We start from the raw sequence: 21,063 nt of genomic DNA on the forward strand, positions 1-21,063 counted from the left end.
GGAGTTTCGTGCAGGAAATGTCGGAAAGCTAAGCTTGATGCCGGGCCAGCCAGCCGGGAAAGTCGTCAAGCGGCATCGGCCGCGCATACAGGAAGCCTTGCAAGCCGTCGCAATCGTGGGCGACGAGGAAGTCGGCCTGCTCCTGCGTTTCCACGCCTTCGGCCACGACGCGCAAGCCCAGGTGGCGCGCCATGGCCAGGATCGCCTGCACGATGGCCGTGTCGCGCGCATCGCGCGGCGTGTCGTCGATGAAGCGCTTGTCGATTTTCAGTTCGTACAGCGGCATCGAGGTCAGGTAGGAAAGGCTGGAATAGCCGGTGCCGAAATCGTCGATGGAAAAGCGGATGCCCAGGTCCGCCAGTTCGCGCATGCGCGCCAGCGAGGCGTCGCGCTGGTCGATCAGCAAGCCTTCCGTCAATTCCAGGATCAGGGCGCCGGCCAGCGTGCCGTGTTCGGCCAGCGCCGCCTGCACGCGGGCGGCGAAATCGGGCTGGCGAAACTGCGCCGGACTGACGTTGACGGACAGGGGGATGGGCTGACCAGCTTGCGCCAGCACCCTGGCGGCGCGGCACGCTTCGCGCAGGGCCCAGTGCCCGAGCTTGACGATCAGCCCAGATTCCTCGGCAATCGGAATGAAGATATCCGGCGCGATATGGCTGCCGTCCGCCTGCGACCAGCGCATCAGCAATTCGGCGCCCGAAACCCGGCCGTGGCGGTCGACCTGCGGCTGCACGTGCATGCACAATTGCCCCAGGTCGAGGGCGCGCGCCAGCGCCCGTTCCAGGGTCAGGCGGCGCTCCACGCCCGCCTGCATGGCCGCTTCAAAGAAGGCGATGCCGTTGCGTCCTTCCGCCTTGGCGCGGTACATGGCGATGTCCGCTTCGCGCAGCAGGTCGTGCGCCTGCTGGCCCGCTTTCGGCAGCAGGGTCACGCCGATGCTGGCGCTGCAATGATAGGACTGCGCGCCGATCTCGAAGTCGCGCGCGATGGCGGCGCGGATTTTCTCGGCCACCTGTGCCGCCGCGCGGGCGGCGCTGTCCAGGTCATCGGCCAGGTGCGCCAGCAGCACGACGAATTCGTCGCCGCCGATGCGCGCCACCGTGTCGGCCTTGCGCATCAGCTGCGCCAGCCGTTCGCCCGCCAGGCGCAGCAGCGCGTCGCCTGTGGCGTGGCCGCGCGCGTCGTTGATGTGCTTGAAGTGATCGAGGTCGATGAACATCAGTGCGCTGATGGTCTGGTTGCGCGGCGCGGCGGCCAGCAGGTGGCCGATGCGGTCCATCAGCAGGCGCCGGTTGGGCAAGCCCGTCAGCACGTCGTAGAAGGCCAGGCGGTGGATGTCCGCTTCCGATTTCTTGCGCTCGTCGATTTCCCGCTCGACGGCCACCCAGTGCGTCTGCCTGCCTTCCGCATCCGTGAAGGGCACCAGTTCCGCTTCGACCCAGTACGCCTTGCCCGCCTTGTTGTAGTTCAGCAATTCCGCCCTGGCCGGCTGGGCACGGGCCATGGCGGCGGCGATGCGCGCCAGTTCGTCCGCATCGGTGGCGGGGCCTTGCTGGAACAGCAGGCTGCGGCCCAGCACCTCGGCGCGCGCATAGCCGCTGCTGCGTTCGAAGGCGTCATTGACGAAGATGATGCGCGTGGCCGATACCGTCCCGGCGCCGGGGTCGGGCGGGCCGTCCAGCACTTCGGCGATCATCACCATGTCGTTCAGACGGGCCAGCGCCGTGGCCGTCAGGCGCAGCTCGGCGTTCAGCTGCGACAAGGCCTGGCTGCTGTCTTCCAGGTGGCGCAGCAGAAAGGCGCAGGACAGGGTCAGCACGGCGGCGATAAACAGGAAGTTCAGGGCCACGATCAGCGCGCGCAGCACGGGAGAGTCGGGCGTGCCCGGCAGGCGCAGGGCGACGTCGGGATGCAGGCCGAGGAAAAAGATGGTCAGCGTGGTCAGGACCAGGGTCGACAAGGCTGGCCGCATGCCCAGCAGCAGTGCCGCCAGCACGGGCATGAGCATCATGTAAATCTGGCTGACGGGACCGATTTTCAGCAGCAGGCCTACGCCCACCAGATAGGCGACGATGAGGAATTGCCACACGCGCCAGCGGTAGGGCATGGCGCGACTATGCCAGATGAGGCCGATCCAGCCGATGGCCAGCAAGTCGAGGACGACGATGGACCAGATCGCCTCGCTCGCGGCCAGCAGCGCGCTGGGAATGGCCGTGACGATGCCAAGCAGCAGCACCACCTGCAACAGGCGGGTAAAGACCAGGCCGCGCCAGTGCGCGAGATCGCTCGATATCGCCACGCTGCCATCCTTCCCCTGGGGTAAGCTGCCGCCGCGCCGTGCATTACTGCTGAGTAAATATTACGCGCTATCAATCCTCTTGTCATCTTGATCATTGGTCATGATTGCCGGCGTTCCGCGTGGCTGCCTCATTCATCGGCCCTTTGGCGGGGATGGTCATTCTGCCCTGGGCGCCGCGCCGTTTGATGGGAGCAAAAAAAAGCCAGCCTGTCGGCTGGCGCTGTGCAGTGAAGCGCACACGGGCGCTTCGAAGCGGCGCTTATTTCTTTGGCGCGCTCAGGCATTCTTTCATGAACGCCTTGCGCGCGTCGCCCTTCATGTCCTTGGCGTCGGCATTGCACGCCTTCATCTTGTTTTGCTGCGTCATGGCCGGCGCCGGCTTGGCGCTCAGGCATTCCTTCATGAAGGTTTTGCGCTCATCGCCTTTCTTGCCGGCGGCATCCGCATTGCAGGTGGTCATTTTCGACTGTTGCGCCGTCTTGGCGGCGGGCGCCGCTTCCGGTGCGGCGGCAAAGGCGGTGCTGGCAAACGCGGCGGCGATGCAGAGGGCGATTAATTGTTTCATGGCAAATCCTTTAGACGCAAACGATGGAAGGGGCATGCAACCGGCTGGAAAGTGCCGATATGCAGAACGTAACTAACTATATGACATTTATCAACAAAATTTCCACTCGAGTGTGTCTTTTTGTTACGGCCTGGCGCCAAGTCCCCGCCGGCTGGCCCGGGCCGCCATGTTGCGGCGGCAGCGGCCCCGTTTTTTGCTATGCTAGCGTCTTTCCACCGGCCGATGCCGCTGCCTTGGCCGGCGCACCCTCATTACGGAGTAGTTATGGTCTCGTTGCAAGAGCAGTTTTTAAAGGCCGGCCTGGTCGACAAGAAGAAGGTCAAATTGGCCAACCAGGACAAGAGCAAGCAAAAAAAGGACGAGCGCAAGAGCGGCACGCAAAGCGTCGACGAGGTGCGCCTGGCCGCGCTCGAGACCCAGCGCAAGAACGCCGAGCGCGCGCGCGAACTGAACGCCCAGCGCGACGCGGCCGCCAACCAGAAAGCCATCGTGGCGCAAATCGCGCAAATGGTGCAAAAGAACCGCCAGAGCAAGGGCAACAACGGCGACGTGCCGTATAACTTCACGTTCAACAACAAGATCGAGCGCATCTATGTGACGGCCGCCGTGCAAGCCCACCTGGTGGCGGGCCGTCTGGTGATCGTCTGCCTCGGCGGCGCCGTGGAGCTGGTGCCGCGCATCATCGCCGACAAGATCGCCGAACGCGACCCCGCCATCGTCGTGCGCGTGAAACAGGCCAGCACGCAAGTGGATGAGGACGATCCGTACGCGGCGTTCCAGATTCCTGATGATTTGATGTGGTAAAACAGGACGCTGCGGTTCTGGGTGAAGACAACGGGTGATAAGGTGATTGTTAGCCGAATACGACTTTGGATTGCTTGATGAATTCCACGAAAGCGATGCAATTCACCCTAACTTCTGGCAGTGCGCATACCGCTGGAATTTTATAATTTGCCATTGATTTTGGGCGACCAGGCTGTGCTGCCTCATTGGAAATAAGACGCGCTTGAGCGGCGCGTGCGGTGGCGATAATCATTAGGTCATTCTCGTCGACCCCACCCCCGTATTGATCGCCGATGATTCCAAGTAAATTTTTAATGCGTACGGCATCTTGAAGAATGGCATCGCTCATGGCAAACGTGCCTATCTTGTTGTCTTCGAGCCACCGCGCGCACTCAGGTGCCACATGTCCGACTTCAGACAATGCTACATTAGGCATTGTGATAGTGTGATCGATTAATTTATCTGCTATCCATCGCCACATGCTAGGGAACTGGGCTAAGGGATAGTTGTCCCAAGCATAGACAATAGCGGATGCGTCAAACACCTGCATAGTAACGTTCCAGTTGATGCAGATCGTTAAGTTTTAGACCATCAAGATAGCTGCTAGCTTTCGAAAGGGTAATATGGCGGCCGCTGAGGGCATTTAATACCGTGCGAACAAATGTATCCCCGAAAATATGTTTGGGTTCTCGATGTCGATAGGCCCGCGATCCGCCATCGCCCTCTGGAAAAACCAAATTGGATCGCCATTCACGGTAAGCCGAATATTGATGTTGTTGTAATCGTCCGCTATCAAGCAATCGTCGTAAAATGACTTCGGCACTGACGCCCCAAGCTTTTCGCTCCCACGACAACCAAGTATCGAATTCTGCCGCGTTGGCTGGGCGAGTCGCATCATCGATGCTGGCCAAAAAATCGTCCGGCACCAGCATATGACCTGCAAACGCATTTGCATCACGTTCTAAGCCGCGGTGCGAATGCATATCATCTTCGTCATCGATTGAACTTGCTTTGTGTAGCAGGAGATGCCCCAGTTCATGCATGAGTGTAAATGATTGTTGCGGATGCCATTGCTGCTTCTTGACCACAATGACTGGGCACTCGGGATCGTATAGTGCAAAACCGAGAATTGGATTTTCTTTCGCAATTTGCCACTTCCCATTGTATCCATTACTAAGGAACACGAGAATTCCCCGCGCTTCGACAGCATCGCGATATGTATCAAACGTATTGGTGACATTTAATTGCAACCAGTTTCTTGCAATTTTTGCCGCTTCACGTGGGTTGTCGAGGGGAAGATCTGGTGGTGCGAAAATTGGCAAATCTTGATTGCTCAGTTCATCACGCAAGCTTAAATAAACCGAACGCTGGCGTTCCACACGTTCGATGAATTTCTTTAGCTTCGTTGTCATCTCAGGCTTTTGGTTCGCAAGTGTGCGGAAAGCCAAGGTGTGTACTTGCTCTTCAATTGCCGGGCCTGGTTCGAGAAAAAATAATACCCCTCGTCCAAAATATTCAGCAATTTTACTTAGTTGAGTGAATGTCAGGCCTCCGCCATTCATGAGGCGATCCATGCTATTCGGCGTGATATTGACCTCAGCCGCAAGTTCGTCAGTAGTCATGCCGTGGTCAGCGCAGCACCAAGCTATTCGGGACGCATTGATCGAATGAATTCGTTCCATTGTGGGTAAATTATACATACATGTCCGTGTGGTGTCCGGTCGCCTGTGCTCTCCAGTAACGTCCCATCCGTGGTGTTTCCTCGAAGTTGATGGCCGTATAGTATTTTGAGTCAACAAGAGTTGAAGGCGTACCGTTGCATCATAGCGGCGGAAGCCGTATCGGTATCAGAGGTAGGTCAGGCTTCAGTTGAAATTTCAGCGCCCACAAACAAAAACGCCACCCGAAGGTGGCGTTTTTGATAGGTGCTGCTGAATTCTTGGTGGCCCGGGGCGGAATCGAACCACCGACACAAGGATTTTCAATCCTCTGCTCTACCGACTGAGCTACCAGGCCAAGGTGGCGAATTATAGCAGACCAAAACGGGAATGCAAGAGCCAGCTGCGACTTTTCCTGCATTTCCAGGATTTACACTCCGTTACTTGCGCAGGGGTCAAATATGATTTGATATAAACGGTATTTTTCTCAACAAAGGATGGGCGCATAGTGTGGCCATCGAAATGTATTTGAGAGGATTACCGCATGCACGCCATTACCCAACACACCGCCATCCCTGAAATCGGCCTGGGCACCTTCCGCCTGCAGGGGCAGGTCGTCATCGATTCCGTCACGACGGGCCTCGACGTCGGCTACCGCCATATCGACACGGCGCAAATCTACGGCAATGAAGCCGACGTGGGCCAGGCGATCGCGGCCAGCGCCGTCCCGCGCGACGAGTTGTTCGTCACCACCAAGATATGGATCGACAATCTGCAGCGCGACAAGCTGATTCCCAGTTTAAAAGACAGCCTGCACAAGCTGCAGCTGGAGCAGCTGGATTTGACGCTGATCCACTGGCCGTCGCCGCAGGACGCGATTCCCGTGGCCGAGTACATGGCGGCGCTGGCGCAGGCCAAGGCGCAAGGGCTGACCAAGGCCATCGGCGTATCGAATTTCACGAATGCGCAGCTGCGGCAAGCCATCGATACGGTGGGCGCGGCGGAAATCGCCACGCAGCAGGTCGAGATCCACCCCTTCCTGCAAAACCGCAAGGTCATCGAGTTCGCGCGCAGCCAGGGCATCCACATCACGGCCTATATGCCGCTCGCGTACGGCAAGGTGGTCGCCGACCCCGTGATCGCGGCCATTGCAGCCAGACATGGCGTGACGCCGGCGCAGGTGGCCCTGAGCTGGTCGCTGCAGCAGGGCTTTGCCGTGATTCCGTCGTCGACGAAGCGCGCCAACCTGGAAGCGAACCTGCATTTCCGGCGCATCACCCTGTCGCCGGACGAGATGGCGCAGATGGCCGCCCTGGAACGGGGCGAGCGCCTGGCCAACCCGGACGGCCTGGCGCCGCAGTGGGATTGAGATGGGCGCCATGACGAAGCTGGGGCAGGGCGGTTTCAGTATCGGCCTGGAACTGCCGCTCGATAATGACTGGTGGTCCACGGGGCGCCAGGCGAATGCGGCCTGCGGCCGCGTGCCGGGCGAGCCGGACATGCGACAGCATGCGGTGCTGGCAAAGCTGGCCGACCGCCTGGGTTTCCGGACCCTGTGGCTGCGCGACGTGCCCCTGTACGATCCGTCGTTCGGCGACGCGGCCCAGGTCTTCGAGGTATTTACGTATCTGGGCTACCTGGCCGGCGTCACCGAGAACATCTTGCTGGGCACGGCCGCCGTGGTGCTGCCGCTGCGCGAACCGGTGCTGACTTTAAAAGCGGCGGCCAGCGTCGACCAGTTGAGCGGCGGGCGTTTGCTGCTGGGCGTGGCCAGCGGCGACCGGCCCGTCGAGTATCCCGTCTTCGGCCGCGATTTCGCGCAGCGCGGTGAGGCTTTTCGCGAGCAGGTGGCCATGCTGCGCGACTGGGGAGATATACGCCTGCCGCCCGGCATCCGCCTGCTGCCCAAGCCGGCCGCACCGTTGCCGCTGCTGGTGGCGGGGCTGGCGCAGCAGTCGCCGGCCTGGATAGGCGCGCAGATGGACGGCTGGCTCGCCTATCCGGGCACGCCGGAAGACCATGCCCGGCGTTCCGCCCAATGGCGCGCCGTGGCCGGGGACGATAAGCCGTATGTCAGCTTCATCCACCTGGACCTGGATGACGATCCGACCTTGCCGCTGCAGCGCTTCCGCTTCGGCGGGCGTACGGGGCGCGATGGCCTGATCGCCGAGCTGCACGCCATGCGCGCGGCCGGCGTGCGGCATATTGGCCTGCAGCTGCGGCAGAACCGGCGCCCGCTGGCCGAGACGATGCAGGAGATCGGCGAATACGTGCTGCCCGTGTTTCATGGCGCCGCTTGACCTGGGGCATGCGTTCTGTACTTCCTGACTAGCTGAAACGGGGGCGGCAAACGCTATAATGACCGCATGAACAGTCCCACTCCCCCCACCATGCGGCGCTTCATGCACAGCCACAGCGACGTTTGCATCGTCGGCAATGGCGCCATCGCGAAAACCACGGCGCTGGCGTTTGCCCAGGCAGGACAAAGCGTCACGCTGTTATCCCCGGCGAACCCTCCGGCACCCACCGCCAGGCCGGTCGAAGCCAGCTGGGATGTGCGCGTGTATGCGCTCAATCATACTGCGCACCAGCTGCTGTCGTCGCTGAAGGTATGGGGCGCGCTGGAGGGCGACAGGGTGGCGCCCGTCGATGCCATGCTGGTCAACGGCGACGGCGCGCAGGCGGGCGGACTCGGTTTCGACGCCTACGGCGCCCATGTGGGCGCACTGGCGTGGATCATCGAAGACCGCAACCTGGGCCAGGCGCTGGACGCCGCCCTGAAATTCGCGCCGAACGTCAGCGTGCTGCAGGGCCGCGCCAGCCGCCTGGAATGGACGAACGACTCGGCCATCGTGCACCTCGACGGCGGCGACACCATCACTTGCGCGCTGGTCGTGGGCGCCGACGGCGCCCAGTCGTGGGTGCGGGGCCAGTGCGACATCGGTCTCGATTACCGCTCCTACGGCCAGCGCGGCGTGGTCAGCAACTTCGCCTGCGAAAAGCCGCACCATGGCGCGGCCCACCAGTGGTTTACGGGCAGCGAAGGCATCGTCGCGCTGCTGCCGCTGCCGGGCGAGCGCGTCTCTCTCGTCTGGTCGGCGCCCGATGCGCTGGCCGATACCTTGATGTCCGAACCGGCCGACGCCCTGGCCGCGCGCCTGGCCGCGTATTGCCACGATAAGCTGGGTAAACTCACGCCGCTGCAGCCGGAGCTGGTGCGCGCGTTTCCTCTGACCCTGATGCGCCCGCACGCCATGGTCGCGCCGCGCGTGGCTTTGGTCGGCGACGCCGCCCACGTGGTCCATCCGATGGCCGGCCACGGCATGAATCTGGGTTTTGCCGACGTGGCGCAGCTGGTCAAGACGATCGGCGAACGCGAAGCGCACCGCGGCATCGGCGACGAGCGCGTGCTGGCGCGCTATGCGCGCGCGCGCAAGGAAGACGTGCTGTTGATGCAGCTGGCGACCGACGGCCTGGCGCGGTTATTCGGCGCCGATCTGGAGCCGTTGCGCGTGGTTCGCAATTTGGGATTAAACTTGCTGGATAAATTACCTGCGCTGAAGCGAAAAATGATCTCGCACGCATTGGGACATCCGTAAATATCAGCGTATCTTAAGATATCGCCGGATAATGGCAGCAGTGAAAATTCAAGGTCGCCGCAGCTGGTCTGCGGCGATCGTTTTGTCGAAAAGATAACGACGCCGGGCCAGAGGCCAGTCCCGCCGGGCGTTTCAAGTGGAGAAGTGATAGTGATCAAAATGAGCAGAATCGCATTGGTACTGGCCTCGGGCCTGATGATGTCGTGCGCCGGCGCGGAAACGCCGACGGAAGCGAGCATCAAAAAGCTGATCGAGCCGCGCCTGGGCGAAGGCGCCAAGGTGGACTCGGTCAAGGAAACCCCGTACGGCGGCCTGTACGAAGTGCGCACGGGCGGCGACATCCTGTACACGGACAAATCCGCGCAATACCTGTTCGTCGGCCACGTCTTCGACGCCAAGACGTCGCAGGACCTGACCAAGGTGCGCCTGGACGAAGTCAACCGCATCAAGTTCTCGGACTTGCCGCTCGATTCGGCCATGAAAACCGTCAAGGGCAACGGCAAGCGCGTGATCGCCGTGTTCGAAGATCCGAACTGCGGCTACTGCAAGCGCTTCCGCCAGAACGCGCTGAAGGAAATCGACAACGTCACCGTCTACACCTTCATGTACAACATCCTGTCGCCGGACTCCATCGTCAAGTCGCGCAATGTCTGGTGCGCGCCGGACCGCAACAAGGCCTGGGATGACTGGATGTTGAACGGCAAGGCGCCAGCCACGGTCGCCGCCACTTGCGCCAACCCGCACGAAAAAATCCTCGCCCTGGGCCAGCAATTGCGCGTCTCGGGCACGCCAGCCATCTTCTTTGCCGACGGCAGCCGCATTCCGGGCGCGGTCGATGCGAAGACGCTGGAACAGAAATTCTCGACCATTAAGTAATCCGGGCTGTCGCCAGGAAGGCTGGACGGCGCGCCCTCGCAAGGCGCGCTTTTTTTTGCGTTTTTTTCCGCTGTCGTATCATCAAGTGTAGTTCGTAGACGCCATAACAATCCAAAAAAGGGGAAGCAGCAGATGATTACCTTGAATATCAACGGACGCGACACGCAAGTCGACGCCGATCCTTCCACGCCCATCTTGTGGGCGCTGCGCGATAACCTGAACATGACGGGCACCAAGTTCGGTTGCGGCGCGGCCCTGTGCGGCGCCTGCACGGTGCACCTCGACGGCCAGCCGATCCGCTCGTGCATCACGCCCATTTCATCTGTGGGCGCGCAAAAGATCACCACCATCGAAGCGATGGAAAACGACCAAGTGGGCAAGGCCGTGCAGGCGGCATGGGTGCGCCACGACGTGCCGCAATGCGGCTACTGTCAAAGCGGCCAGGTGATGAGCGCCACGGCGCTGCTGCGCACCAACAAGTCGCCCAGCGATGCCGACATCGACGGCGCCATGAGCGGCAATATCTGCCGCTGCGGCACCTATCAACGGATCCGCGCAGCCATCAAGGACGCGGCCAAGACCCTGGCCTGAGGAGAGCGACATGCGTATCGAATGGTTGAATCAGGAAGCATTGCAGCATGGCGCAGTGACCTTGGGCACGGCGCTGGCATCGGCGCCGGTGGCCGATGGCGTCTCGCGGCGTGGATTCATGAAGGCCGGCGCGGTGGCCGGCGGCGGCTTGATGCTGGGATTTTTCCTGCCCGGCGCAGGCAAGCTGGCGCAGGCGGCCGATGCCGCTCCCGCCAAGCCCGTGTATGCGCCGAACGCCTTTTTGCACATCGCCCCCGATAACACGGTCACGGTGCAGGTGAACCGGCTGGAATTCGGCCAGGGCGTGCAAACGAGCTTGCCCATGCTGATCGCCGAGGAACTCGACGCCGACTGGAGCCTGGTGCATGGCGCACTGGCGCCGGCTGGCGAGCAGTACAAGGATGCCGCCTATGGCATGCAGATGACGGGCGGCTCGGGCAGCATCGCCCATTCGTTTACGCAGTACCGCGAAATCGGCGCCAAGGCGCGCGCCATGCTGGTGGGCGCCGCCGCCGCGCAGTGGAAAGTCAATCCCGACCAGGTACGGGCCGCCAAGGGCGTGCTGTATGGCCCCGGCGGACAAAAGGCGACGTATGGCGAGTTTGCCGACGCGGCCATGCGCCAGCCCTTGCCCGCCACCGTCAAGCTGAAGGACCCGCGCGAATTTTCCATCATCGGCAAACCCGTGAAACGCCTGGACGCGGCCGCCAAGTCCACGGGAAAACAGCAGTTCGGAATCGACTTCAAGCCGCCCGGCGCGAAGGTGGCCATGGTGGCGCGCCCGCCCGTGTTTGGCGCGAAGGTGGCGAAATTCGACGCCAGCAAGGCGAAAGCCATCAAGGGCGTGCTGGAGGTGCTGGAAGTGAAAACCGACCGTGGCGGCAGCGGCGTGGCCGTCATCGCCGACGGTTACTGGCCCGCCAAGCAGGGGCGCGATGCGCTGGTGATCGAGTGGGACAGCAGCGCCGTGGAAAAGGTCAGCAGCGACAAGCAGCTGGCCGCCTTCAAGGCGCTGGCCAGGACGCCGGGCACGGTGGCGCGCGCATTCGATGTCTCGGCATTGGCCAAGGCGCCGAAGAAGATCGAAGCCATCTACGAATTCCCCTACCTGGCGCACGCGCCGATGGAGCCGCTCAATTGCGTGGTCGACCTGCAGGCCGACAAATGCACGATGTGGGTCGGTTCGCAATTCCAGACGGGCGACCAGGCGGCGATTGCCGCTACTTCCGGCCTGAAACCGGAGCAGGTGACCCTGCACACGATGATGGCGGGCGGCGGCTTCGGCCGGCGCGCCGTGCCCTCGTCCGACTACGTGGTCGAAGCCGTCAACGTCGCCAAGGCGTACCGGGCTGCGGGCAAGAGCGGTCCATTAAAGCTGATGTGGAGCCGCGAGGATGACATCAAGGGCGGCTACTACCGGCCGTCGCATGTGCACCGCGCGCAGATCGGCCTCGACGCCAAGGGCAAGATACTCGCCTGGGACCACACCATCGTGGGCCAGTCCATCATGGCCGGCACGCCGTTCGAAGCGTTCATGGTGAAAAATGGCGTCGACGGCACCATGGTCGAAGGCATGGGCGAGCCGTACACCTTGCCGATGAAGCTGTCCGTGCATACGGCCAAGGCAAACGTGCCCGTGCTGTGGTGGCGCTCCGTCGGCTCGACGCATACGGCCTTCGTCATGGAGACGCTGATCGACGAAGCGGCGCACGTGGCGAAGATGGATCCCGTCGCCTACCGCAAGCAGCTGATCGACGCCAAGCACACGCGCCACATCGCCGCGCTGGACCTTGCCGTGGCCAAGTCCGGTTATGGCAAGAAGAAGCTGCCGAAAGGGCAGGCCTGGGGCGTGGCCATGCACGAGTCGTTCAACTCTGTCGTCGCCTACGTGGTGACGGCCTCCGTGGTGGAGGGGGCGCCCAAGCTGCACCAGGTATGGGCGGGCGTGCATTGCAACCTGGCCGTCAACCCCTTGACGATCGAGGCGCAAGTGCAGGGCGCCGCGCTGATGGCGCTGGGCATGACCATCCCCGGCGCGGCCATCACGCTCAAGGATGGCGTGGTGGAGCAGCAGAACTTCGGCGACTACCCCGTGCCGCGCATGCCCGACATGCCTGTGATCGAGGTGCACCTGGTGCCGTCGGGCGATGCGCCGACGGGCATGGGCGAACCGGGCGTGCCGCCGCTGGCGCCCGCGTTTGCCAACGCGCTGTTCGCCCTGACGGGCAAGCGCCTGCGCAAGCTGCCGTTCGACCTGGCGGCCGCATGACGGCAGCGGTTTTTTGAGTACGGTCGGCATCTTGCTGGCAGCCGGAAGGGGACGCAGGTTCGACCCTTCCGGCGTACAGAACAAATTATTGCAGCCGCTGGCCGAAGGCCCGCATGCGGGCTTGCCCGTGGTAGTGGCAGCGGCCAGGAACATGCTGGCGGCCCTGCCGCGCGTGCTGGCCGTGGTGCGCGCCGACGATACGCAGGTGGCGCGCGTGCTCGGCGCGCTCGGCTGCGAGGTACGCGTCTGCCATGACGCCGACACGGGCATGGCCGCGTCGCTGACCTGCGCCATCGATTACGTGCGCGGCGCGCCGGGCTGGCTGATCGCCCTGGGCGACATGCCTTTCGTGGAAGCGGCTACAATCGCCGCCTTGTCGCAAGCTGTCGGCGATGGTGCGCACATCGCCGTGCCCGTGTTCCAGGGACGGCGCGGCAATCCTGTCGCATTCAGCGCTCTTCACTTGCCGCTGCTGCTGGCGCTCGATGGCGACCAGGGCGCGCGCAGCATCGTCAACAGCCATGCCGTGTGCGAAGTGACAGTGGACGACGGCGGCATCTTGCGCGATATTGATACCCCTGACGATTTGTCGCCGGTGCCTGGCGCGCCCGGGCGATTGTAGAACATCCATGCCAGACACGAGGAAAACATGAAGAAAGCACCGATTCAAAAAATCACCGCCAAGGCGGGAGCCAAGGCAAGCGGCAAAGCCACAAGCAAAGCCGCGGCGAAAACCGCAGTGAAAATCGCAGTGAAAACCACGACGGCCGCCGGCATCATCTACAGCATCGCCGCCGCTGATCTGGCTGGCCACATGTTCAAGGTGACGTTGACCGTCAAGTCGCCAGCCGCCATCGGCCAGGTATTTGCCTTGCCGGCCTGGATCCCGGGCAGCTACATGATCCGCGAATTTTCGCGCAACATCGTCAGCATCCGCGCCGAGTCCGAGGGCAAGGCCGTGGCGCTGACCAAACTGGACAAGCATTCGTGGCAAGCCGCCCCGTGCAAGGGCCCATTGACGGTCGAATACGACGTCTACGCCTGGGACCTGTCCGTGCGCGCCGCCCACCTGGACCAGAATCATGGCTTCTTCAACGGCACCAGCGTGTTTTTGCGCGTGCTGGGCCAGGAATCCGACGCCCATGAAGTGCACATCGTGCAGCCCAAGGATGCGGCCTGCAAGACCTGGCGAGTCGCCACCACCCTGCCGGAACTGAAGGCCAAGCGCTACGGCTTCGGCAGCTACCAGGCGGCCAACTACGATGAGCTGATCGACCATCCGGTGGAAATGGGCGACTTCGCGCTGGCCACCTTCACCGCATATGGCGTGCCGCACGATATCGTCGTCACGGGCAAGGTGCCGAACCTGGACTTGCCGCGTTTGTGCCGCGACCTGAAAGCCATCTGCGAAACGCAGATCGCCTTCTTCGAGCCGAAGACGAAGAAAGCGCCGATGGACCGCTATGTGTTCATGACCATGGCCGTCGGCGACGGTTACGGCGGCCTCGAACACCGCGCCTCGACGGCGCTGATCTGCGCGCGCGCTGACCTGCCGACGACGGCCTCCAATGGCACGGAAATCGGCGATGGCTACCTGAAATTCCTGGGCCTGTGCAGCCACGAGTACTTCCACACCTGGAACGTCAAGCGCATCAAGCCGGCCGCCTTCGCGCCGTACAACCTGCAGGCGGAAAGCTATTCGCCGCTGCTGTGGCTGTTCGAGGGTTTCACCAGCTATTACGACGACCTGATGCTGGTGCGCGCGGGCCTGATCGACGAAGCGGCCTATTTCAAATTGCTGGGCAAGACCGTCAACAGCGTGCTGCGCGGCAGCGGCCGCACCAAGCAAAGCGTGGCCGATTCCAGCTTCGACGCCTGGGGCAAGTACTACCGCCAGGATGAAAACGCGCCGAACGCCATCGTCAGCTACTACACCAAGGGTTCGCTGATCGCGCTGGCTTTCGATTTGACTTTGCGCAGCAAGACGAATGGCGCAAAATCGCTGGACGATGTGATGCAGGCGCTGTGGCAGCGCTATGGCCGTGATTTCTACAAGGGTAAAGCGCGCGGCGTGACGCCGGCCGAAGTCGAAGCCCTGTTCGACGAGGTTTCAGGCACGCGCATGAAACCGTTCTTCGAGCGCTACATCCGCGGCACGGACGACGTGCCGCTGGCGCGCCTGCTGGCGCCGTTCGGCGTGAAATACAGCGACGCGCGCAAGGCGGAAAAAGCCAGCCTGGACGTCAACCTGGGCCGCGACGGCAATGACGCCAAATTGGCGCAGGTGCACCAGGGCGGCGGCGCCCACGTGGCGGGCCTGTCGGCGGGCGACGTGCTGGTGGCCGTCGATGGCTTGCGCGTGACGGGCAACCCGGCGAACCTCGACACCTTGCTGGGCCGCTATGCCGTCGGTGCCAAAGTGACGGTGCACGCCTTCCGCCGCGACGAGTTGATGACGTTTGCCGCCGTTCTGCAGGGCGACCGCGTGCCCGGTGTCAGCTTGGCCCTGCTGCCGGCGACAAAGAAAGCCACGGGGCCGAAGCGTCCTAGCGCGGCATGATGCTGTTTGTCATGCAGTAAGACAGAAAACCGGCCTCACTGGCCGGTTTTCTATTTCAGGCAGCAATGTCTCAATGTGACGCCTCCCCTGAAATTGGCGTATTGCCATCATATTTACTGCAAATGAACTAATTTTTCTTTAACTAAACTAAAATTGCCGAACTGATTCTTTTCGACCGCGCCCAACGTGCAAACCCTCGATCCTCGAACGATTATGCTGATGACGACCCTGATGTGCGGGGCGATGAGCGTCGTCATGTTCTCGGTGTACCGCAGTTTCCGGCGCGAGGTGCATGGCCTCGGACATTGGGCGGCCGGTTTGCTGCTGCTGGTATGCGCGTCCTTGCTGTTCGGCACCCGCGAGGTGCTGCCGCAGGCATTGTCCATAATCGCGGCCAATGCGGCGCTGGTGGCCGGCATCGGCCTGTCGATGCTGGGCACGGAGAAATTCTTTGGCCTGGCGCCCAGCCGCCGCGCCTATCTGCTGATACTTGTCCTGGCCATCGCCGGCAATTGCTGGTGGCTGCTGGCGCACCCCGACTTCTCGGCGCGCGTGGCGGTATTCTCCCTGCTGGTCTTCCTGTTTTATGCGCGCCAGGTGCAACTGGTATGGCGCCATGGCGAGCGCCATTTCTCGAGTTTGTTCTTTGGCGCGCTGATGCTGCTGCAAGCCGTCGTGGTGCTGGTGCGCGGCGTGTCGGCCTTGCTGCATGGCGGCGCCAGCGTGAACCTGACGGTGGCAGGCACGCCGGCCGGCATCTATCTGGCGGTTGCCAATTTCATGGCGCTGCTGCTGACGGTAGGCTTCATGACGGTGGCGACCCGGCGCCTGCAGCAGATACTGGAGCGCCGCTCGACCCACGATCCGCTGACGCAGGTGCTGAACCGGCGCGGCTTTGGCGACGCCTATGCGCGCGAGATAGGCAATCTGCGGCGCCGCCGTTTGCCGCTGACACTGCTCAGCATCGACCTCGATTACTTCAAATTGATCAATGACCGCCACGGTCACGCGGTGGGCGACCAGGTGCTGGCGCATGTGGCCGCCGTTATCAAAGGCGCCCTGCGCGAATCGGATTGCGTGGCGCGTTTCGGCGGCGAGGAGTTCGTCGTGCTGATGCCGGATATGCCGGTGCATAACGCGCTGGGCGTGGCCGAACGCATCCGCGCCTTGCTGCGCGAGCCCAGTCATGCGGGGCTGCCACCATGTACGGTCAGCATCGGCGTCGCTTGCCAGGCATCGGTGGTGGAAGGGCTGGAACAGTTGCTGTCGCGCGCCGATGCGGCCCTGTACCTGGCCAAGGAGCGTGGACGAGACCGCATCGAACTCGATGCTTGTGCGTTTACTGAGGACCGGACAATGTCCGCAGCTGGAAGCGGTACTGGTCGTTGAAGAGGAAAGTTTCGGAAAAATCGAAGGTGCGGGCGTGGCGGCGCATCAGGTGTGCGGCCGGCGGAAAGAAGACCTGCACGCGCCGCACGGCGGCCAGCGCGGCGGCCGATGCTTCGCTGTCGCGCGAACGGTGCACGTGCACGCTTTTCAGTTCGCCATCGGGACCCACGCTCAGGTCGAGCACGACGATGGCCGGCAGCATGAGCGGCAGGCGCCCGCTGAACGTGTATTCTGCGTTGGCCGCCATGATCTGCTGTGCCACCAGCGCCTTGTAGGCGTCGATGCTGGCGGCAAGCTGTATCGCGGCCGGCGTGCGGGGCATGCGCTCCGCTGGCGGGGGCGCAGTCTGGCAAGCCGACAGCAGGGCAGCAGTGGCAAGGACGGTGATCGCGTGTCTCATGACTGCCAGCCTACCATGGTTTAACTGAACAGGCGTTCCAGCTCCACGCCGGGGTCCGGTGCGCGCATGAACGCTTCGCCCACGAGGAAGCTGTGGATGTGCGCATCGCGCATGCGTTGCACGTCGGCCGTGCTGTGGATGCCCGATTCAGTGATGATCAATTTGTCCTGCGGGATGCTCGGCAAGAGATTGATGGTCGTGTCGAGCGACGTTTCGAACGTGCGCAGGTTGCGGTTGTTGATGCCGATCAGCGCACTCTTGAGTTTCAATGCCGCCGTCAGTTCTTCGCCGTCGTGGCTTTCGATCAGCACGCCCATGCCCAGTTCGTGGGCGCACGCTTCCATCTCGGCCATCAGGCCATGGTCGAGCGCCGCGACGATCAGGAGGATGCAGTCGGCGCCCATGGCGCGCGCTTCATAGATCTGGTACATGTCGACCATGAAATCCTTGCGCAGCACGGGAATGGCGCAGGCGGCGCGCGCCTGCTGCAGATAATCCACGGATCCCTGGAAGAACTGTTCGTCCGTCAGCACGGACAGGCAGGCCGCGCCATGCGCCGCATAGCTGGCGGCGATGTCTGCCGGACGGAAGTCGGCGCGGATCACGCCTTTCGACGGTGACGCCTTTTTGACTTCGGCGATGATGCCGGGCTTGCCGGCGGCGATGTGCTGGCGCAGGCTCGCTTCAAAGCCGCGCAGGCCGGCACGCAGGGCGCTGTCGCTTTCCACGTCGCCGCGCAGGCTGGCCAGGCTGCGGCGGGCTTTGGCCTTGGCCACTTCGTCGGCTTTTACGGCCAGGATTTTATCGAGTATGTCGGACATGATGGTCGCTATTCTATCAAGGAGGGCGGAGAGCTTACGCTTGCGGCGGGGCACCCAGCTGCTGCGTCACGCGCACGAATTGGTCGAGTTTCGCCAGCGCGGCGCCCGAACTGACGGCGGTGCGCGCACGCGCCAGGCCGTCTTCGATCGAGCTGGCCACGCCGGCCGCGTACAACGCCGTGCCCGCATTCAGGGCCACGATGTCGGCGGCGGCACCAGGCTCGCCGCGCAGCGCTTCCATCATCTTCGCTTTCGATTCGATGGAATCGGCCACCTTCAGATTGCGGCTGGCGATCATCGACATGCCGAAGTCTTCGGGATGGATTTCATATTCGCGGATCTCGCCGTTGATCAATTCGCCCACCATGGTGGCCGCGCCCAGCGACACTTCATCCATATTGTCGCGGCCATACACGACGATCGCATGCTGTGCGCCCAGGCGCTGCAGCACACGCACCTGGATGCCGACCAGGTCGGCGTGGAATACGCCCATCAGGATGTTCGGCGCGCCGGCGGGATTGGTCAGCGGACCGAGGATATTGAAGATCGTGCGCACGCCCAATTCGCGGCGCACGGGCGCCGCATGCTTCATGGCCGCGTGGTGGTTCGGCGCGTACATGAAGCCGATGCCCGTTTGCGCGATCGACTGGGCGATCTGCTCGGGCTGCAGGTTGATGTTGACGCCCAAGGAATCGAGCACGTCGGCGCTGCCGGACGAGGACGACACGCTGCGCCCGCCGTGCTTGGCCACGCGCGCGCCCGCCGCCGCCGCCACGAACATCGAGGCGGTGGAAATATTGAACGTGTGCGCGCCGTCGCCGCCCGTGCCGACGATGTCGAGCAGGTTGGTGGTGTCGGCCATGGGCACCTTGGTGGAAAACTCGCGCATCACTTGCGCGGCGGCGGCGATTTCGCCGATGGTTTCCTTTTTCACGCGCAAGCCCATGGTGAGGGCCGCGATCATGGTGGGCGACATTTCGCCGGACATGATCTGGCGGAACAGGTACAGCATTTCGTCGTGAAAGATCTCGCGGTGTTCGATGCAGCGCAGCAGGGCTTCTTGTGGGGTGATCGGCATGATGCTTCCTTCTTCAATGATGGCGCAGGAGGACACTGATGGCACGCCGGGGCGTGCGCATGGGATCAGCGCTCGAGGAAATTCTTCAGCAGGGCGTGGCCGTGCTCCGAGAGGATAGATTCAGGGTGGAATTGCACGCCCTCGATATCGTATTCCCGGTGGCGCACGCCCATGATTTCGCCGTCGTCCGTCCACGCCGTCACTTCCAGGCAGGAAGGCAGCGAGGCGCGTTCGATCGCCAAAGAGTGGTAGCGGATCACTGTGAAGGGGCTGGGAATGTCCTTGAAGACGCCCACGCCCGTATGCGCGATGAGGGAAGTTTTGCCATGCATGACCTGCTTGGCGCGGATGACCTTGCCGCCAAACGCATCGCCGATGGCCTGGTGGCCCAGGCATACGCCCAGTATCGGCTTCTTGCCGGCGAAGTGTTTCAGTACTTCCACCGAAATGCCCGCCTGTGCCGGCGCTTTCGGGCCGGGCGAGATGCAGATGCGGTCCGGGTTCAGCGCCTCGATCTGTGCGATCGTGATTTCATCGTTGCGGTAGACCCGCACGTCTTCACCCAGCTCGCCGAAATACTGCACGATGTTGTAGGTGAAGGAGTCGTAGTTGTCGATCATTAGCAGCATCTTAAAACCCTCCATCCAGGCCATCTTGCACTTGTTCGGCGGCACGCAGTACGGCGCGCGCCTTGTTTTCAGTTTCCTGCCATTCCATTTCGGGGATGGAGTCGGCCACGATGCCGGCCGCGGCCTGCACATACAGCATGCCGTCCTTGACCACGCCCGTGCGGATGGCGATCGCCACGTCCATTTCGCCGCCAAACGACAGGTAGCCGCAGGCGCCGCCGTAGATGCCGCGCTTGGTGATTTCCAGTTCGTCGATCACTTCCATGGCGCGCACTTTCGGCGCGCCCGTCAGGGTGCCGGCGGGGAAGGTCGCGCGCAGCACGTCCAGGTTCGACAGGCCCTCCTTGAGGGTGCCTTCCACGTTCGAGACGATGTGCTGCACATGCGAGTATTTTTCGATGACCATGCGGTCGGTGACTTGCACGCTGCCCGTTTCGGCGATGCGGCCGATGTCGTTGCGCGCCAGGTCGATCAGCATCACGTGCTCGGCGATCTCTTTCGGATCGGCCAGCAGCTCGGCCGACAGCTCGGCGTCGCGCTCGGGCGTGGCGCCGCGCGGACGCGTGCCGGCAATCGGACGCAAAGTGACTTTCTTGCCGCCGTCAGCCGTCGTTTCGTTGCGCACCAAAATCTCGGGCGAGGCGCCGATGATCTGCATGTCGCCGAAATTATAGAAGTACATATACGGCGATGGATTGAGCGAACGCAAGGCGCGGTACAGGGTCAGCGGCGAATCGACATATGGCTTGCGGATGCGCTGGCCGATCTGCACCTGCATCAGGTCGCCCGCCATCACGTATTCATGCGCCTTGGCGACCGCCTTCAGGTAGTCTTCCTTGGAAAAATCGCGGATGGTTTCCGTGCGCACGGAAGCGCTGGTGACGGGCGCATCGACACCGCGGCGCAGCATCATGCGCAAGTCCTTCAGGCGCTGCTGTGCTTTCGAAAACGATTCGGGCTGCGCCGTGTCGGCGTAGACGATCAGGTAGAGTTTACCGGACAGGTTGTCGATGACGGCCAGTTCTTCCGTCACCATCAGCTGGATGTCGGGCAGCTTCAGGTCATCTTTCGGCGCGCCGCCGGCCAGTTTTTTCTCGATGTGGCGCACGGTGTCGTAGCCGAAGTAGCCGGCCAGGCCGCCGCAGAAGCGCGGCATGCCGGGGCGCAGGGCGACCTTGAAGCGCGACTGGAATTGTTCGATGAAGTCGAGCGGATTGCCTTCGTGTTCTTCGATCACGCTGCCGTTCTTGACGATTTCGGTGCGTTTGCCGTAGCTGCGCAACACGGTCGTGGCGGGCAAGCCGATGAAGGAGTAGCGGCCGAAGCGTTCGCCGCCGACGACGGATTCGAGCAGGAAGGTGTTCTTGCCGCCGTGTTGGGCCTGTGCCAGTTTCAGGTACAGGGTGAGCGGGGTTTCCAGGTCGGCGAACGCTTCCGCGATCAGGGGGATGCGGTTGTAGCCTTGCTGGCCCAGCGATTTGAATTCGAGTTCGGTCATGTTTCTCTCCATGCCGTCAGGGTATGAGTGTGCATAGTGCACAAACCC

Annotated in this window: 19 protein-coding genes and 1 tRNA gene; 10 read left to right on the top strand and 10 right to left on the bottom strand. The window is 62.6% G+C overall.

Annotated features, from left to right (window positions below; translation table 11 throughout):
- Window positions 1-28: 28 nt before the first annotated feature.
- A complete protein-coding gene (locus JAB8_RS27825; RefSeq protein ID WP_070223807.1) occupies window positions 29-2,299 on the bottom strand; it encodes an EAL domain-containing protein in 2,271 nt (756 codons plus the stop codon).
- A 259-nt stretch (window positions 2,300-2,558) separates the two neighbouring features.
- The gene (locus JAB8_RS27830) at window positions 2,559-2,864 is read right to left on the bottom strand and encodes a PsiF family protein (protein WP_070292445.1); all 306 of its coding nucleotides are present in this window, start codon (window positions 2,862-2,864) and stop codon (window positions 2,559-2,561) included.
- Between the two features lie 264 nt (window positions 2,865-3,128).
- On the opposite strand from JAB8_RS27830, the gene JAB8_RS27835 reads away from it, so the two are divergent.
- Complete coding sequence (locus tag JAB8_RS27835; protein WP_070223805.1) at window positions 3,129-3,668, top strand: DUF2058 domain-containing protein; 540 nt, start codon at window positions 3,129-3,131, stop codon at window positions 3,666-3,668.
- A gap of 49 nt (window positions 3,669-3,717) precedes the next feature.
- On the opposite strand, the gene JAB8_RS27840 is transcribed toward JAB8_RS27835, so the two are convergent.
- The 3 genes from JAB8_RS27840 to JAB8_RS27850 all read right to left on the bottom strand — a co-directional run bounded on the left by JAB8_RS27840 (window position 3,718) and on the right by JAB8_RS27850 (window position 5,663).
- Complete coding sequence (locus tag JAB8_RS27840) at window positions 3,718-4,197, bottom strand: DUF4411 family protein (RefSeq protein ID WP_070292446.1); 480 nt, start codon at window positions 4,195-4,197, stop codon at window positions 3,718-3,720.
- Window positions 4,184-5,347 (bottom strand): XRE family transcriptional regulator, encoded by a 1,164-nt coding sequence (locus JAB8_RS28430; protein WP_275528114.1) that lies wholly within the window; start codon window positions 5,345-5,347, stop codon window positions 4,184-4,186. Before JAB8_RS28430 ends, JAB8_RS27840 begins: the two co-directional genes overlap by 14 nt.
- Window positions 5,348-5,587: 240 nt before the next feature.
- A tRNA-Phe gene (locus JAB8_RS27850) sits at window positions 5,588-5,663 on the bottom strand.
- Between the two features lie 186 nt (window positions 5,664-5,849).
- Here JAB8_RS27850 and dkgB point away from each other — a divergent pair.
- From dkgB to JAB8_RS27895, 9 genes are all read left to right on the top strand, one after another.
- Complete coding sequence (dkgB, locus tag JAB8_RS27855) at window positions 5,850-6,674, top strand: 2,5-didehydrogluconate reductase DkgB (RefSeq protein WP_070292448.1); 825 nt, start codon at window positions 5,850-5,852, stop codon at window positions 6,672-6,674.
- A 1-nt stretch (window position 6,675) separates the two neighbouring features.
- Window positions 6,676-7,605, top strand: a complete 930-nt coding sequence (locus tag JAB8_RS27860) for an LLM class oxidoreductase (protein ID WP_070292449.1) — start codon at window positions 6,676-6,678, stop codon at window positions 7,603-7,605.
- A 66-nt stretch (window positions 7,606-7,671) separates the two neighbouring features.
- Window positions 7,672-8,904, top strand: a complete 1,233-nt coding sequence (locus JAB8_RS27865) for an FAD-dependent monooxygenase (protein WP_070292450.1) — start codon at window positions 7,672-7,674, stop codon at window positions 8,902-8,904.
- A 159-nt stretch (window positions 8,905-9,063) separates the two neighbouring features.
- Window positions 9,064-9,780, top strand: a complete 717-nt coding sequence (locus JAB8_RS27870; RefSeq protein WP_070223812.1) for a DsbC family protein — start codon at window positions 9,064-9,066, stop codon at window positions 9,778-9,780.
- A 132-nt stretch (window positions 9,781-9,912) separates the two neighbouring features.
- On the top strand, window positions 9,913-10,371 hold the full coding sequence (locus JAB8_RS27875; protein ID WP_070292451.1) for a (2Fe-2S)-binding protein: 459 nt from the start codon (window positions 9,913-9,915) through the stop codon (window positions 10,369-10,371).
- Between the two features lie 10 nt (window positions 10,372-10,381).
- A complete protein-coding gene (locus JAB8_RS27880) occupies window positions 10,382-12,640 on the top strand; it encodes a xanthine dehydrogenase family protein molybdopterin-binding subunit (protein WP_070292452.1) in 2,259 nt (752 codons plus the stop codon).
- A gap of 13 nt (window positions 12,641-12,653) precedes the next feature.
- Window positions 12,654-13,262, top strand: coding sequence for a nucleotidyltransferase family protein (locus tag JAB8_RS27885; RefSeq protein WP_070292453.1), 609 nt, complete (start codon window positions 12,654-12,656; stop codon window positions 13,260-13,262).
- Window positions 13,263-13,391: 129 nt separating this feature from the next.
- Window positions 13,392-15,200, top strand: a complete 1,809-nt coding sequence (locus JAB8_RS27890) for a M61 family metallopeptidase (RefSeq protein WP_275528115.1) — start codon at window positions 13,392-13,394, stop codon at window positions 15,198-15,200.
- Window positions 15,201-15,419: 219 nt separating this feature from the next.
- Entirely contained in the window at window positions 15,420-16,589 is a 1,170-nt protein-coding gene (locus tag JAB8_RS27895; RefSeq protein ID WP_254679607.1) for a GGDEF domain-containing protein, read from the top strand.
- Here the strand turns inward: JAB8_RS27895 and JAB8_RS27900 are convergent.
- The 5 genes from JAB8_RS27900 to trpE form a co-directional block, all read right to left on the bottom strand.
- On the bottom strand, window positions 16,540-16,989 hold the full coding sequence (locus tag JAB8_RS27900) for an energy transducer TonB (RefSeq protein ID WP_139143206.1): 450 nt from the start codon (window positions 16,987-16,989) through the stop codon (window positions 16,540-16,542). The genes JAB8_RS27895 and JAB8_RS27900 overlap by 50 nt on opposite strands.
- Before the next feature lie 20 nt (window positions 16,990-17,009).
- The gene (trpC, locus tag JAB8_RS27905) at window positions 17,010-17,810 is read right to left on the bottom strand and encodes an indole-3-glycerol phosphate synthase TrpC (RefSeq protein ID WP_070292456.1); all 801 of its coding nucleotides are present in this window, start codon (window positions 17,808-17,810) and stop codon (window positions 17,010-17,012) included.
- A gap of 34 nt (window positions 17,811-17,844) precedes the next feature.
- Entirely contained in the window at window positions 17,845-18,888 is a 1,044-nt protein-coding gene (gene trpD / locus JAB8_RS27910; RefSeq protein ID WP_070292457.1) for an anthranilate phosphoribosyltransferase, read from the bottom strand.
- 65 nt (window positions 18,889-18,953) lie between these two features.
- Window positions 18,954-19,517 carry an aminodeoxychorismate/anthranilate synthase component II gene (locus JAB8_RS27915; protein WP_070223786.1) on the bottom strand — a complete coding sequence of 188 codons (564 nt, stop codon included), beginning with the start codon at window positions 19,515-19,517 and terminating at the stop codon, window positions 18,954-18,956.
- 1 nt (window position 19,518) lies between these two features.
- Window positions 19,519-21,015: an anthranilate synthase component I gene (trpE, locus tag JAB8_RS27920; protein ID WP_070292458.1), complete on the bottom strand. Its 1,497-nt coding sequence runs from the start codon at window positions 21,013-21,015 to the stop codon at window positions 19,519-19,521.
- Between the last annotated feature and the right edge of the window lie 48 nt (window positions 21,016-21,063).

The organism is Janthinobacterium sp. HH106 (genome assembly GCF_001758725.1).
Lineage (GTDB): Bacteria > Pseudomonadota > Gammaproteobacteria > Burkholderiales > Burkholderiaceae_D > Janthinobacterium.

What these genes read in the sequence shown, in the direction of transcription:
- JAB8_RS27830 (WP_070292445.1), bottom strand. Translation starts at nt 2,864, where the DNA reads ATGAAACAATTAATCGCCCTCTGCATCGCCGCCGCGTTTGCCAGCACC.
- JAB8_RS27835 (WP_070223805.1), top strand. Translation starts at nt 3,129, where the DNA reads ATGGTCTCGTTGCAAGAGCAGTTTTTAAAGGCCGGCCTGGTCGACAAG.
- JAB8_RS27840 (WP_070292446.1), bottom strand. Translation starts at nt 4,197, where the DNA reads ATGCAGGTGTTTGACGCATCCGCTATTGTCTATGCTTGGGACAACTAT.
- JAB8_RS28430 (WP_275528114.1), bottom strand. Translation starts at nt 5,347, where the DNA reads ATGTATAATTTACCCACAATGGAACGAATTCATTCGATCAATGCGTCC.
- dkgB (WP_070292448.1), top strand. Translation starts at nt 5,850, where the DNA reads ATGCACGCCATTACCCAACACACCGCCATCCCTGAAATCGGCCTGGGC.
- JAB8_RS27860 (WP_070292449.1), top strand. Translation starts at nt 6,676, where the DNA reads ATGGGCGCCATGACGAAGCTGGGGCAGGGCGGTTTCAGTATCGGCCTG.
- JAB8_RS27865 (WP_070292450.1), top strand. Translation starts at nt 7,672, where the DNA reads ATGAACAGTCCCACTCCCCCCACCATGCGGCGCTTCATGCACAGCCAC.
- JAB8_RS27870 (WP_070223812.1), top strand. Translation starts at nt 9,064, where the DNA reads ATGAGCAGAATCGCATTGGTACTGGCCTCGGGCCTGATGATGTCGTGC.
- JAB8_RS27875 (WP_070292451.1), top strand. Translation starts at nt 9,913, where the DNA reads ATGATTACCTTGAATATCAACGGACGCGACACGCAAGTCGACGCCGAT.
- JAB8_RS27880 (WP_070292452.1), top strand. Translation starts at nt 10,382, where the DNA reads ATGCGTATCGAATGGTTGAATCAGGAAGCATTGCAGCATGGCGCAGTG.
- JAB8_RS27895 (WP_254679607.1), top strand. Translation starts at nt 15,420, where the DNA reads ATGACGACCCTGATGTGCGGGGCGATGAGCGTCGTCATGTTCTCGGTG.
- JAB8_RS27900 (WP_139143206.1), bottom strand. Translation starts at nt 16,989, where the DNA reads ATGAGACACGCGATCACCGTCCTTGCCACTGCTGCCCTGCTGTCGGCT.
- trpC (WP_070292456.1), bottom strand. Translation starts at nt 17,810, where the DNA reads ATGTCCGACATACTCGATAAAATCCTGGCCGTAAAAGCCGACGAAGTG.
- trpD (WP_070292457.1), bottom strand. Translation starts at nt 18,888, where the DNA reads ATGCCGATCACCCCACAAGAAGCCCTGCTGCGCTGCATCGAACACCGC.
- JAB8_RS27915 (WP_070223786.1), bottom strand. Translation starts at nt 19,517, where the DNA reads ATGCTGCTAATGATCGACAACTACGACTCCTTCACCTACAACATCGTG.
- trpE (WP_070292458.1), bottom strand. Translation starts at nt 21,015, where the DNA reads ATGACCGAACTCGAATTCAAATCGCTGGGCCAGCAAGGCTACAACCGC.